Below are 13,064 nucleotides of genomic sequence, written 5' to 3'. Positions count from 1 at the left end.
GCGGTCGGGGTGGCGCGTTCGCGGAATCCGCTGCGTGCGGTGCTGCCCGGTTAGGCTCGTGACCGGTCCGGGCCGGTGCGTCGTGCGGAGCCATGCCTGCGGCCGGCAGGGGGGTCTCGATGCTGCTGGGCATCGCCCACGGAAAGAGGCCTGATCATGCAGCTCACCCTCCTCGGCGCCACGGGTCCCATCGGCCGGCAGGTGCTCGGGCAGGCCCTCGCGGCCGGGCATCGGGTCACCGTCCTGGTTCGTGACGCGGCCCGGCTGCCGCAGCGTGACGACGAGCGTGTCACCGTCGTCGTGGGCGACGCCGCCCGCGCCGCGGACGTCGAAGAGGCGGCCCGGGGCAGCCAGGCCCTCATCTGTGCCCTGGGGCCGGGCAAGGACTACAGGTCCACTCTGGCCACCCGCACCGCCGGGCCGGTCCTGGAGGCCATGGCTGCGGCCGGTGTGGGGCGTCTGGTGTGGCTCTCGGCTCTCGGCTCGGGCGGTACCGCCCGGCGCCAGTCCCTCTTCCAGGCCGCGGCGTCGAAGCTGGTGATGGGCGCGCTCATGGCGGACAAGGGCGTCGCCGATGAGACCATCGCCCGCAGCGACCGCGACTGGACCATCGCCCTGCCCGTGATGTTCGGCGACGGCCGGGCCACGGGCGGCTACCGGGCGATCCCGCTGGACGGGACCCGGGGGCGGGTCGGCGGGAGGATCGGCCGTGCCGATGTCGCGGACTTCCTGCTCTGCGCCGCGGCCGGCGGCCGGTGGGTCCGCCGGCGCGTCATCCTCACGCGCTGAGCCCTGCGGGCGTCAGGTGGCGGGGCAGGGCGGGTCGAAGCCGACCGCCGTGAAGTACTGGGCCCACTGGGCTCTGGTGATCCGGGGGTGGGCGCTGTCGCAGATGCGGGTGGTGACCCGGTCCAGGGCGGTGTCCCGCAGCCGGATCGTGAAGTCGTTGCCGCCGGTGGCCAGGGTGGTGCCGTCCGGGCTGAACGCCACGGCCGGTACGGGGTTGGCGTGGCCGGTGAGGACGGTGGGGGCGGCCGGGCCGCCCACGTCCCACAGGAGGGCTTTGCTGTCCGCGGCGCCGGCTGCCAGCCGGCGGCCTTGCGCGTCGAAGGCCAGCGTGTAGAGCCAGGAGCCGGAGGCCGGCAGCTGCGCCGTCTTCGCCGGGTGGTGGATGTCGTCGACGTCGATCAGCCAGATGGTCCTGTCCGTTCGGTGGAAGGCGGCCAGTCGCCGGTTGTCGGGGCTGAACACGCCGCCGGTGAGGGGGTCGGACCGGAAGGGGGAGGGCAGTTCCCGGGGGGTGCGGGGCCGGGTGATGTCCCACAGTCGCAGTGAGCCGGACTCGCCCGTGCTGGTGACCAGCGTGTGGCCGTCCGGCCGGAACGAGGCCGTCGTGACGTTCGGCCCGTCCCCGGCGATCCGGCTCAGCGGCCGGGGGGCGGCGGGATCGGTCAGGTCCCACAGGCCGGCCGTGGCCTGTGCCCAGACGGCCAGGAGGCGGCCGTCCGGGGCGAAGGCGGTGCCGGCGACTTCGCCGCCTTCGGGGGCGATGACCGATGTCAGGCGGGGCTTGCGGGGGTCGGTGACGTTCCAGACGCGGGCGGTGCCGTCCTCACTGGCGGTGACGAGGGTGCGGCCGTCCGGGCTGAACGTCACGCAGCGGACGAACCCGGTGTGTCCGTGCAGGGCCGACAGCGGCCACAGGGCGCGGCCGCCGGTGACCTGCCACAGGCGTGCGGTGCCGTCCCAGCTGGCGCTGGCGAGGAGGTGGCCGCCGGGTGCGAACGCGAGGGAGGTGACCACGTCGTCGTGGGTGGCGAGGGAGAGGTCCCGCAGGTCCAGGAGCCGGTCGGCGTTGGCGAGGAGGCGGCCGTCGGGGCTGAACGCGGCTTGGTAGAAACCGCCTTGGACCGTGCTGGTCCGCTTCGGGCCGGCCGGGGCGGCGATGTCCCAGAACTGGGTGGTGCCGCCGACCGAGACGAGTGTGGTGGCGTCCGGGCTGAAGGCGAGTGACCAGACGATCGCGGGATGGCCGGGCAGGACGGCGGGCGGCCGTGTGCAATGGCCGCCGGTGATGTCCCAGACGCGTGCGGTGCGGTCCCAGCTCCCGGTCGCCAGGGTCGTGCCGTCGGGGCTGAAGGCGGCTGCGGTCACGGTGCCGGTGTGTCCGCGCAGGACGTCGAGGAGGAGCGGGTGCGCGGGGTCCTCGACGTTCCACAGTCGGGTGGTGGTGTCGCCGGTGGTCGCCACCGTGCGGTTGTCCGGGCTGAACGTCACCGAGGTGACCGTGCCGGAGTGGCCGGGCAGGGCGGCCAGTTGCCGGGGGCGGCGGGGGTCGTGCACGTTCCACAGGCGCGTCGTGCCGTCGGTGTGGCCGGTGGCGATGAGGCCGCCCGGCCCGCACGCCACCCATGTGGGTGCGGACGGCTGGTCCGGCAGGGTGCTCAGTTCGGCGGGCGCGCGCCGGTCCGTCACGTCCCAGAGCCGCACGGAGCGTTCGCTCGCCGTGGCCAGGATGCGGCCGCCCGGGTCGAAGGCCACCGACATCAGCCGTTCCGGCTGGGTCACGACGGCGAGCTGTACGGGGTGGTGGGCGTCCTGGGTGTCCCACAGCCGGACGGTGCGGTCCCAGCTCGCGGTGGCCAGGATCCTGCTCTTCGGGGCGAAGGAGACCGAGACCACGTCGGAGGTGTGGCCGGTGAGCCGGCTCGTGTAGGGCGTGGCGAACGTGCTCATGAGTTGGTCGCGGACGTCGGTGGTCGGCGCCAGCCGGTAGGCGGCCAGGTTCAGTTGCGCGGCGAGCGCGGGGTCGTGCCGGCGTACCTCGGCCGCGTCGGCGGCGGCCTTGCGTGCGATGGCCACGTTGCGCTGGCGGACGGCGGAGTCGCGCGAGCCGACGGCCAGTGCGCCTGCGGTCGCCGCGACGGCCACCAGCACGGTGAGCAGTGTGACCAGTTGCCGCAGGCGGACCGTCCGTCGCCTGACCGCCGCCGTCTCGCCGGCCTGTGCTTCCCGGCTCGCGTCGAGGAAGCGCCGTTCCTTCGGGGTCAGGCGGCTGCCGTCCGCGGCGGCCAGGTCCAGGGCCGCGGCCAGGCGGGCGCCCCGGTACAGGGTGTGCGGGTCGCGGTCCTGCCTCTCCCAGCCGGCGGTCGCGTCGGTGAGCCGGCGGTGCAGGAGCAGCCGGTCGCGGTCTTCGGTGAGCCAGCCGCGCAGTCTCGGCCAGCAGCGGATGATCGCCTCGTGGGTGATCTCGGCGCATTCCTGGTCGAGTGTCACGAGCCTTTTGCGGGCGAGGGATTCGAGGACGTGGAGGGTGTCGGGGCCGGGGTCCAGTTCGTCCCTGGTGATGCGGCGCCTGGTGTCCTCGGTGCCGTCGCCCAGGGCGGTGAGCCGGAGGAACAGCGCCCTGGCGAGGTCCTGCTGTGCCGGTGACAGTGCTTCGTAGGCGGCTTCCGCGGTGTGTGCGAGGGCGTGCTGGATTCCGCCGGCGGCCAGGTAGCCGTCCAGGGTCAGGCGGCTGCCGCTGCGCCGGCGCCAGGTCTCGACCATCGCGTGCGAGACCAGGGGCAGGGCGCCCGGCTGGCCGGTGGCGTCCGCGACCACGGCCGCCAGGAGCGGGCCGGTGACCGTGCAGCCGGCGAGGGCGGCCGGCCGGGTGATGGCCTCGCGCAGTTCCTGGCTGCTCATCGGGCCGACCGCGATCTGCGCGTCGCGGATCGCCTCGACCAGCCGGGGGTCCTGGACGCAGTGGCCGTAGAAGTCGGCGCGTACGCCGAGTACCACCCGGGTCCGGCTGGTCGCCGCCTCGGCGGCCGTGGTCAGCAGGGCGATGAACGCGCCGCGTTCGTCCCGGTCCCGGCAGAGGGTGAAGACCTCTTCGAACTGGTCGACGACGATCAGTGTGTCGGTGTCCGGTGTGTGGCCGGTCATGGTCTGCCGGATGCGCAGGTGCAGTGCCGCGGGATCGTCCTGCAGTTCGGTCAGCAGTGTGCCGGGGGCCTCGCCCGTCGCCGCGGCGAGGTGGATCGCGGATTCCTCCAGGGGGTGCGGGCCGGGGGTGAGGAGCATGACCGGCCACCCCGATGCCCGTGCGCGGGCGACGAGTCCGGCCCGCAGCAGCGAGGATTTTCCGGATCCGGAGGGTCCGAAGACGGCCAGGAAGCGGCGGTCGCGTACCTTCGCGAGGAGTTCGCAGGTCAGCCGCTCGCGTCCGAAGAAGCGGTCGGCGTCTTCGGGCTGGAATGCCGACAGCCCGGCGTAGGGGGCGTTCTGACGGCTGGTTTCCGCGGGGGCCTCGTGTGGTGCGCTCGCGGCGATCTCGGCGGCGACGGCATGCCACCGGGTTTCCCATGCGCGGCGGTCGCCCTGGCAGGCGTCGACGTAGGCGAGTGTGACGGCAAGGCTCGGGAAGGTGTTCCCGCCGGCGGCGTCCGACAGTGTCGTGGACGAATAGTGTGCCTTTTTCGCCAGTGCCCGGTAGGGCGGGCGTCCCGCTGCCTCGCGCAGTTTCCGGAGGTCGGCCGCGAAGCGTGTCAGCGGACCGGAGTCCGGGTCGAGCGGGCGTTCGGGGCGTGGCATTGCCTTCCTTCCTGCGGCTTTCCGCAGCCGTGTCGGGTGGTGTTTGTCCAGCTTTTGATGTCCGGAATCCTCGTTCCGGCGCCGGACATCGGCCGGGGGCTAGACAGGGGCCGGCGCAACCGCGCCACGGTGATGGGAAGGGGAAATTTCATGAGGTCCGTGCGACGACTGATGCTGCTGGCGGCGGTCACCGGGCTGCTGGCCGGTCCTGTCCTGACCGGCTCGCCCGCGTATGCCGCGGCACCGCTGCTCAAGTCCAATCTGAACGGGAGGTGCGCCGACATCTTCATGTTCCACAACGAGAACGGTGCTTCCACGGTGACGTGGGACTGTCACGGCGGGACCAACCAGCAGTGGTACTGGGACGGTGAGCAGATCCGTTCGAGCATGAACGGGAAGTGCCTGGAGATCTACGGCCCGCATCTGGGTGACCAGGGGTCGGTGAGCATGTGGGACTGCCACGGCGGTCTTCACCAGAAGTGGTACCGCAACGGCAGTGAGATCCGTAACCGGGTGAACGGGAAGTGCCTGGACATCCTGGCCGGGCGGCCTGACATCGGCCAGCTCCTGGTGAGCTGGAGCTGCAACGGCGCGCGGAGCCAGAGCTGGGACTTCTGAACGCCGGCCCGGCCCGGTCCGGCACCCCGTATGCCGGGCCGGGCCGGTGCCTGTCCCGTGTCCCGCGTCTTGGGTCTTGGGTCTCGGGTCTCGGGTCTGTGCGGTTCAGGCCTCCCGCGGCGCGGTGCCTCTGTCCAGGACGGCCGAGACCCGCCGGGCCGTTGTGCTCCGGGCGCCGTTGTGCTCCGGGCGCCGTTGTGCTCCGGGCGCCGTTGAGTGCCTTGGGGCTGATTCCGCCGATCCGGTCCGGCAGGGCGCGCGGGCGCATCGGGCCGCCCTCGCCGGGGACGAGGGCCACCACGCTGTCGCACCGGTTCGCCGGCACCTCGAAGGCGGCCCGGGCCCGGCAGTCCGCCGCGGACCCGTCCCCCGCCGGCTCCTCGTGCTCTCCCATCCGCCTGTCCTGCCCGGGTCCGGGGCATGACACCCCCCGGGGAGCGGCAGCATGCGCATCGGCATTCCCGGCACGGGCTCGATGGCGGCGGCCACGGCGGCGGCCCGGATCGGAGCCGCCGGGCACGGCGGGCACGGCGGGCTCGCCGGGGCGGCCGGCTACGGCGGGGCGGTCCTGATGGCCGTATCCGCGGACAGTGCACCGGGGTTGGCCCGAGAGCTCGCCCCCGTTCCGGCCGGGCGGACGGTGCTCGACTGCACGGTGCCCATGGCGGCGGGCCCGGACGGGCCCTCGCCGGCCACCGCGGGCGGCACGGACTCCGTCGCCGCGCGGATCTCGCCAGCCGCGCCGGACGCGGGTGGTGCCAGGGTGTTCGGCATCTGCCACGAGCGTGTCTGGACGCTGCCGCGGCCCGCTTTCGAGGGAGCGCCCCTGGCGGTGCCGTTCTGCGCCGGCTCCCCCGCCGCCGCGGTCTCCGCGGCGGAGCCGATCACGTCGGTGGGCTGCGGCGGGCTGTCGCGCGCGGCGCTGCCGGAGCCGGCGGCCGTCTTCGCCGCCGGGGTGTGGTGGTCCGGCGGCGCGGCACGCCATGCGTTGCCCTCCCCCGCCCTGGCACCGGGCGCGGTCGGCGACGAGCCCTGAGTGCCGCACCGTTCGCCGTGCGTTGTCCGTTTGCGTGTGGTGGTCACCTGCCGTCGGGGTGCGGCCGGCGGCCGAGGGGAAGGAGGTACTGGAGCGGCTGGTCCGGGTCGTGGAGTCCGAGCAGTTCGTGGGCCAGGTCGTCGTGGAAGCCGCCCAGCGGGGTCCCGCCCAGGCCCAGGGCCGACGCCGTGAGCAGCAGGGTCTGGGCCAGGTGGCCGGTCTCCAGCAGGGCCAGGCGCAGCGCGCGCAGTCCGTAGCGGCGGCGCAGCAGGCCGAGGTCGGCGTAGAGGGCGAGGAGTACCGGTGCCTGTGCGATGCCGATCCAGTCCGGGTCGGCGGAGGGGCGTGAGAGGTAGGTCGACAGGGCGGTGATGTCCTCCAGCGGCGCCGGCGGGCCGATGCGGCGCAGGGTCCGGCGTTCGGGGACGCAGTCGTAGGTGCCGGCGGCCAGACCGCTCACGTCGAGGACGAGGAGGCGGACGCGTGCCGTGTGGAGGGCGCCCGCGCTGGGGTAGGGGCGGTGGGCCAGGGTACGGGTCGTGCCGTCGGCGAGGTGCTGCTCGCTGCGGCCGCTCTCGGCGAGGGAGTGCCACAGCAGGGCGCCGAGCGTGCCGGTGTCGAGGGGGCCGGTGAGGGCGCCGCGCAGCGAGGAGCGTGCGGCGAGGACCGCGGCCAGGGGCACCTGGGGCAACGGGTCGGCGGGGAGCGGGATTTCGGCGGGCCCGGCCGGGTCGGGCAACGGGGCCGGGGCCGGGGCGGCTCCCGGTGCCGGGGCGGGCGCCGGTGCCGGGGCGGGCAGGGGGCGCAGTGCCGAGTCCTGGCCGCGGCCGATCTGGAATTTGCTGCGCTCCAGGTACTGCAGGTCGGGGGCGGTGTGGCCGGGCGGGAAGAAGTCTGCCGGTCCGTCCGTCTCCAGCAGGGTGCGCGCGGCCAGCCGGCACACGGCCCGTTCCTCGTCGGGGCTCACTCCCAGCCGGTTGAACAGCATGTGCAGCTGGGAGCCCCAGATCCCGGCCCGGGTCCGTTCGCCGGGGCCGCCGAGCAGCGTGTCGGCCTCTCTGACCCGTTCGGCCCAGTGCGCCAGCCAGGGCGCCGCGGTGCCGGCCTGCAGGCGTTCGCGCAGGTCCGCGGCGCGGGCGCCGAGGGTCGTGCGCTGCGCGGCGTGGACGGTGTTGACCCGGGTGTGGACGGCGGCGGCGGGCAGCAGCGGCACCTCGGTGACCCAGCGCCAGCCCGCCGCGTGCGCGCGGAGCCAGCGTGCGGCGGCGAGCGGGTCCATGCCGAGCGCGTAGGCCGTGGTGTGCGCCAGGTCCGCGGCCGCGGTGAGCCGGGATGCGGCCGTGGCCGTGGCGGGCAGGGCCCGCAGTACGTCGAGGGCGGTGCGGGTGGAGGTGGCGAAGAGCGCCTCGGCGACGGGCAGGGCCCGCGGTCCGCCGTAGCGCCGGGTTTCGGGTACGTAGGGCACGGCGCGGATCTCGGCGTGCTGGGAGGGCCAGGGGCCGGGGACGGCGGGCACCTGCCGGGCCCGCCGGGCCAGCAGGCCGGTGAGCCGGGGGAGGTCCGCGGCGGTCGCGGTCCCGGTGGTGCGGACACGGATCCGCAGGTGGGGGCCGTCCTGCCCGTAGCGGATGAAGAACCAGCCGGCGGCTTCTCCGGCGGCCACGAGGCCGTCGAGGAGGGGGGCCGCGTCACGGGTCAGGAAGCGGTCGGTGTCCTCGGTGGTGGAGTGCAGGAAGAGGTGGTGGCTCTGCCAGGTGCCGGCGGCCGCGCCCGTGCCGGTGCCGGTGTGGTTGTCGGTGCTCGTCACGTCGTCCGGTCCTCGCCTCGCGTGTCGGGTCAGGGGAAGGGGTGCGGGTGCAGGGGCAGTTCGCCGTGGCGGACCGGCCGGCCGGTGCGGCCCAGGCGGTGGGGCACTTCCAGCAGCCGGGGCAGGCCGAGGGTGCGCCGGTTGACGTGCCCGAAGGTCATCGGGAGCGCGCCGGGGACGACGACCTTCACGCAGTGCAGGCCGAACCGCTCGCGCAGCCCCGGCTCGCTCTGGTCGACGGTGATGACCTCCAGTCCGGCCCGGGCCAGCCGGGCGACGGTCCGCGTCAGGAGGCCGGAGAGGTCGGGCACCGGCAGGGGGGCGCCGGGCCAGGCTTCGTCGACCGCCGCGGCCGGGGTGTCGGCGAAGAGGAACTCCAGGCGGGGGGCGGCCTCGGGCAGGGTGCTCAGTGCGACGTGGTCGTCCAGGGTGAGCACGAGTTCGGGGTGCTCCAGCATGGGCCGCAGCCGTTCGGGGTCGCGTGGCCCTCCCCGGGCGGAGGAACGGTGCGGTGCCTCCAGCACGTTGGTGACGGCCTCGGCGACGGCGGAGCGGATGGCGGCGCGCGGATCGTGGTGGGCGCCGGCCGCGAGGAACATCCGCGGCGCGCCGGGGTGGCCGCCCTCGTAGCGGCAGACCGCCAGGACGGCCGGGACGGCGAAGTCGTTGGTCGCGTCCAGGAGCAGGAGCCGGTAGCCCGCGGCCGCCGCCCGGTCCGCGAGCAGCAGGGTGTCGGTGTCGTCGGCCGGCGGGTGGATGCGGCGCAGCGGGGTGGCGGCGTACCAGGCCATGAGGAAGGCGTCGCGTTCCGCGACCTCGAACAGCCCGTACAGGGCGGCCTCTTCGGGGCTGTTGCCGAGGCCGCAGCCGTTGGAGGACTCGTATACGACGCGGGGCCGGTCCGGTCCGGGCACGTCCCAGTAGGCGACGTGTTCGGGGACTGCGGTCGGCTTCTGGTGGGTGAGGGACCAGCCGTGTACCCAGTGGAGCGGCAGGTCCGGGGTGTAGGGGACGGTGGGTGAGGCGGGGTGGCCGTGGTGGTCGGGGTCGGGCAGGCCGAGCCGTGCGGGGTCCAGTGCCCGGTCGGGGCCCAGTTCGGCGAAGGAGGCCAGGAGGTCGGTGCGGCGGCCGGTGGGGCGCATGCCCGCGTACCGTTCGACGGCCTCGAAGAGGGCGATGCGTTCGCTGTCGGGGAAGGTGCGGGCCCGGCCGTGGCCGCCGTCGTCGAGGGACCTGCCGTCGGTGACGACCGCGCTGGTGAGGCTGAATGCCGAGTCCTCGGAGCGGCGCAGCAGCCGCACGGGTCCGAAGCGTTCGTCGTGCAGGGCGGCTCGCAGTGCGGCGCCGGCCGTACGGGGGTTGGGGGCGCGCAGGACGGCGGGGTCGGGCATCGGGCGGGGTCCGCAGGGCAGGGGGCGGAGCGGTGTCTGCGTGTCGGAGGGCAGCGGGCGGCACACGTCGCAGCCGCCGACGGGGCGGACGTGGTGGGTGGACCAGGTGCCGCGGCCCTGGTGGACGACATAGACGACGGCCGTGTCCGGGTCCGCGTCCGGGTCGGGGTGGGGGTGGTCGAGGAGGTCGTGGACGAGGGCCTCCACGGCCGGGGTCAGGGCGGGTGAGGGTACTCCGGCCAGGGTCAGTTTCGGGGTCTGCCACGGGACCCGGCCGCCCGCGGTCGCCAGGCGCTGGTACTCGGTGCAGACGAGGCAGGCGGCGCCGCCGGGCCGCAGGACCGGTCCGATCACCGCCAGGGGCCCGTCGTAGCGCACCGGGACCAGGGCCACGGGCCGGTGCAGGGCGTGGCGGCTCAGTTCCCCGGCGAGGCCGAGCGTCCAGCGGGTCAGCAGGACCGCGGCCCGGCCGGTGGTGGCCGCCAGGGCGGCGGCCGCGTCCAGTACGGGGACGGGGCCCGGACCGGCCGCGGGTGCGGGGGCTGTGGCGGGGGCTGTGGCGGGGCGGGTCACCGGGCCTCCTCGGCGGTGTGCAGCACGGTGAAGCCGAAGGAGCGCAGCAGGCCGGCGAGGCCGGGGTCCGGTGCGCAGCCGGGTGCGGATCCGGGGGCGGGCGGTGTGATCGCGGGGCCGGTTCCGCGGAGTCGGTGCAGGGTGTCCTGGAGGGCTTCCTCGCGCCCGGCCAGGTCGGCGAGCCAGCCCCCGGTCCAGCCGGGGTCCTCCCAGGCGGCGGTGGGCGCACCGGCCGCCGCCAGCGGGGCGGCCGCGCCTCCGGAGGGCGGTGGCGGGGCGCCGGGCGTCCCGGCCGCGGCGGTGCAGACGGCGGTGACGGCGGCCAGCGCGGCGAAGGCGGCGGCGTCGCCGGGCGTCGCCTCGACGGCCTCGCCGAGCAGCGGGCCCGGCCCGCGTCCCGGCCCTTGCGGGGTGCGGCGGACGACGGCCCGGTACGCCTGTGCGTGGGGGGCCGTCCGGTGCACCTCCAGTCGTGCGGGGACGGCGAGCCGGCCGGTCAGGGTCGTCCACCAGTGGCGCAGCTGCGGGTGGCCGGACCATCGGGCCGGGTCCAGCGGGGGGCGGCCGTGCGGGGCGGCGGCGAGGCGGCGTGCGGTGGCGTGGCGCAGGGCGCGGCCGCGGGCGTGGCCGGGGTCGGCCCCGACGGTGAACGCGGTGTCCCCGAGGAGGAGTTCGGCGGCGCGGCAGAACAGTTCGAGGCGGGCCAGGTCGAGGCGGGGCCCGCCGCCGGTCAGGGTGCGGGGGGTGGTGGCGTGTCCGGTGGCGGGGGCGGGCAGTGTGCAGGTGGCGAGGGGTACCGGGAGTTGGGGCAGGTCTCCCGGCAGGGGTGCGGGCAGGGGTCCGCAGCGGCGCTCCCCGAGGGCGGTGATCCGCCGCAGTGCCTCGGTGAGCCCGGCCGGGGGTGCGAGGCGGACGCGGCGGTCCGCGTCGATCCGCTCGGGGCCGAGCCAGCTGTGGTGGCCGGCGTGTGCGGGGCGGGCGTCGGCGAGGAGGACGGCGGGGATGCCGGGGAGCAGCCGCGGGTCGTCGGCCTCGGTGGCCGGGTCGGGCAGGTGGGCGGCCGCGCACAGCAGCCGGTGTGCGGCGGCGCCGGCCAGCAGCGCGGTGAACGTGCCCGGGGTTTCGTGGGGTTGCGGCGCGGCAGCGCCGTCGGCGGCGGTGGCGGCGGTGAGCCGGGCTTCGAGGGCTGCCGCGTCGGCGCGTGCCTGGGCGGCGCTGCCGGGGGCGGTCACGTATCCGGTGGCGCCGCCCCGTCCGGCCGCGACCGTCCGGTCCGGGCCTGTGCCGCGGACGGTCAGCAGGACGCGGCCTGGGGGCAGGTCCGGGTCGGGGGTGAGGGTGACGGGCACACCGCCGGCCGTCAGCGCCCGTACGGCGGCGGTGGCGGGCGGGGAGGCCGGGTCGTAGGCCAGGACTTCGGCCCGGGTGGTGGCGAGGAGGGCGGCCGCGTCGGCGGGGCGTGCGGCCGTGGCGTCGATCCACCGTGCGACGGCGGGGTCGGGGTGCGGGGCGGCGGGTGGTGCGGGGAGGAGGAGGTCGTGGCCGGCGAGCCGGGCGAGGAGGGTGTCGGCGGCGGTGCGGACGGCCGATCCCGGCTTCAGGCCCTCCCGGAACTCGGCGAGGCCCCCGGTGCGCAGGGGTTCCTCCAGCAGGCCCCACACCACGGGAACGGCGGTGCTGCCTTCCAGTGTGATGCTGCCGCGCCGCCCCCGCAGGTGCAGGCCGGCGCGCAGGGGTGTGACGGCGGTGCCGGGACGCAGCCGGTGGCCGGCGCTCGCGCGGTTGCCGCCGGTGTCCTGGGTCTCCTGGGTGTCCTGGGTGTTCTGGGTGTTCTGGGCGGTGTGTTCGCCGGTCATGTCCGTGCCTCCACCGCGTCGATGACGGCGCCGATCTCGGTGCGCCAGTCGCAGCCGGTCAGGGCGGGCACGGCGCGGACGACGAGGTGCGCGGCGAGGTAGCGCTCCAGCGGGCGGACGTCGCAGACGGCCAGCAGCCGGTACAGGGCGTTGGTGCAGGCCCGGTGGATGAGGTAGTCGGGGCGGCTCCACATGGTGCCCTGCGGGTCGGCGCGGCGCAGCAGCCGGTGGAACTCGCTGTAGCGGGTGCGGATGTCCTGGTTCCAGCGTTCGTAGGCGGCGGGGTCGCCGGTGGCGGCCGCGCGGGTCCGGTAGGCGAGGGGGTTTCCGTGGAGGTCGGCGCCGGCGGCGTGGCGGCGGGCCGTGAGCTGCCAGGCGGTGCGGGAGAAGCCGGCCCAGGCCTGTTCCCAGTCGTGCGCGGGTCCGTCGGCGATGCGTGCGACGAGGGCGGTGGCGGTGTCCCCGGCGGTTTCCGCGTGCCGTTCGAAGGTGGCGCGGAGCCTTCCGTCGGGGTCGTCGTGGAGGAGGAAGTCCTCCAGGTGGGAGACGTAGGACCAGTGTCCGCCGGTCAGTCCGCCGGGGTGGGCGCAGGCGTGGGCGGCCAGGGCGGTGACCGCGAGGCGGAGCCGGGCCCGGTCGGTGTCCCCGTGCCGGCCGAGGTAGCCGGCGCCGGCCCGCAGGGCGTCCAGGCCCGCGTGCAGCAGGTCCTCCCGCAGGCGGGTCCCGTCCGTTCCGAGCAGGCCCCGTACCGGGGTCCGGTCGACGGGTTCGATGCGGGTGGTGTTGTCGGGGTGGACGGGCCCGTAGGGAGGGGGGAGGAGTTCGGCGCGCCCGGCCTCGGCGGCCTGTTCGAGGAGCTGGGCCTGGTTGAGGTCGCTGCGGGAGGGGTGTGCGCGCAGCCAGGTGCGGATGCGGGCGGCGGCGGCCGCGGCGGTGTCCGCGACGGCGGCGGGGTCGGTGCCCTGCAGGCGCAGCCGCAGGTGCGGGCCGTGCAGCCAGTGCCGCTCGACGTGGGCGGCGGTGCCGCCGGCGGTGGCGGCGGCGGCGAGCGGCAGCATGACCTCGCGCAGCAGGGGGGCTTTGACCGGGTGGTGGTAGTAGGCGACGACGTCCAGGGCGCCGTGGTCGCGGGGGTCCTGTCCCGGGGTGGGCTGGGGGCCGGGGGGCGGCATGTCCGGTGCGCTCCTGTCGTGGTGCTGCGGGCT

The 13,064-nt window shown here is 75.8% G+C and carries 8 protein-coding genes; 3 read left to right on the top strand and 5 right to left on the bottom strand.

Annotated elements, in window-relative coordinates:
- Window positions 1-156: 156 nt before the first annotated feature.
- Window positions 157-789, top strand: a complete 633-nt coding sequence (locus ACFY0D_RS07035; RefSeq protein ID WP_390797368.1) for an NAD(P)-dependent oxidoreductase — start codon at window positions 157-159, stop codon at window positions 787-789.
- A 12-nt stretch (window positions 790-801) separates the two neighbouring features.
- Here the strand turns inward: ACFY0D_RS07035 and ACFY0D_RS07030 are convergent, their stop codons facing one another.
- Window positions 802-4,578: a hypothetical protein gene (locus ACFY0D_RS07030; protein WP_390797367.1), complete on the bottom strand. Its 3,777-nt coding sequence runs from the start codon at window positions 4,576-4,578 to the stop codon at window positions 802-804.
- A 159-nt stretch (window positions 4,579-4,737) separates the two neighbouring features.
- On the opposite strand from ACFY0D_RS07030, the gene ACFY0D_RS07025 reads away from it, so the two are divergent.
- Together ACFY0D_RS07025 and ACFY0D_RS07020 are read left to right on the top strand one after the other, a co-directional pair.
- The gene (locus ACFY0D_RS07025; protein ID WP_373043846.1) at window positions 4,738-5,196 is read left to right on the top strand and encodes an RICIN domain-containing protein; all 459 of its coding nucleotides are present in this window, start codon (window positions 4,738-4,740) and stop codon (window positions 5,194-5,196) included.
- Window positions 5,197-5,641: 445 nt separating this feature from the next.
- Window positions 5,642-6,232: an NADP oxidoreductase gene (locus ACFY0D_RS07020; RefSeq protein WP_390797366.1), complete on the top strand. Its 591-nt coding sequence runs from the start codon at window positions 5,642-5,644 to the stop codon at window positions 6,230-6,232.
- A gap of 43 nt (window positions 6,233-6,275) precedes the next feature.
- Here ACFY0D_RS07020 and ACFY0D_RS07015 read toward each other — a convergent pair whose 3' ends face one another.
- The 4 genes from ACFY0D_RS07015 to ACFY0D_RS07000 are packed head-to-tail and all read right to left on the bottom strand — an operon-like array spanning window position 6,276 to window position 13,031.
- A complete protein-coding gene (locus tag ACFY0D_RS07015; protein ID WP_390797365.1) occupies window positions 6,276-8,039 on the bottom strand; it encodes a thiopeptide-type bacteriocin biosynthesis protein in 1,764 nt (587 codons plus the stop codon).
- A 29-nt stretch (window positions 8,040-8,068) separates the two neighbouring features.
- Entirely contained in the window at window positions 8,069-10,003 is a 1,935-nt protein-coding gene (locus tag ACFY0D_RS07010; protein WP_390797364.1) for a TOMM precursor leader peptide-binding protein, read from the bottom strand.
- Window positions 10,000-11,859, bottom strand: coding sequence for a hypothetical protein (locus tag ACFY0D_RS07005; RefSeq protein ID WP_390797363.1), 1,860 nt, complete (start codon window positions 11,857-11,859; stop codon window positions 10,000-10,002). Before ACFY0D_RS07005 ends, ACFY0D_RS07010 begins: the two co-directional genes overlap by 4 nt.
- Window positions 11,856-13,031: a lantibiotic dehydratase C-terminal domain-containing protein gene (locus ACFY0D_RS07000; protein ID WP_390797362.1), complete on the bottom strand. Its 1,176-nt coding sequence runs from the start codon at window positions 13,029-13,031 to the stop codon at window positions 11,856-11,858. The genes ACFY0D_RS07005 and ACFY0D_RS07000 overlap by 4 nt, the downstream gene beginning before the upstream one ends.
- Between the last annotated feature and the right edge of the window lie 33 nt (window positions 13,032-13,064).

This window comes from Streptomyces sp. NPDC001502 (assembly GCF_042894785.1).
Lineage (GTDB): Bacteria > Actinomycetota > Actinomycetes > Streptomycetales > Streptomycetaceae > Streptomyces > Streptomyces kutzneri.
Note: the sequence above shows the minus strand (reverse complement) of the source record. Positions and strands in the feature narration are given on the sequence as shown.

Coding starts and splice junctions, on each gene's coding strand:
- ACFY0D_RS07020 (WP_390797366.1), top strand. CDS start 5,642: ATGCGCATCGGCATTCCCGGCACGGGCTCGATGGCGGCGGCCACGGCG.
- ACFY0D_RS07005 (WP_390797363.1), bottom strand. CDS start 11,859: ATGACCGGCGAACACACCGCCCAGAACACCCAGAACACCCAGGACACC.
- ACFY0D_RS07000 (WP_390797362.1), bottom strand. CDS start 13,031: ATGCCGCCCCCCGGCCCCCAGCCCACCCCGGGACAGGACCCCCGCGAC.
- ACFY0D_RS07030 (WP_390797367.1), bottom strand. CDS start 4,578: ATGCCACGCCCCGAACGCCCGCTCGACCCGGACTCCGGTCCGCTGACA.
- ACFY0D_RS07035 (WP_390797368.1), top strand. CDS start 157: ATGCAGCTCACCCTCCTCGGCGCCACGGGTCCCATCGGCCGGCAGGTG.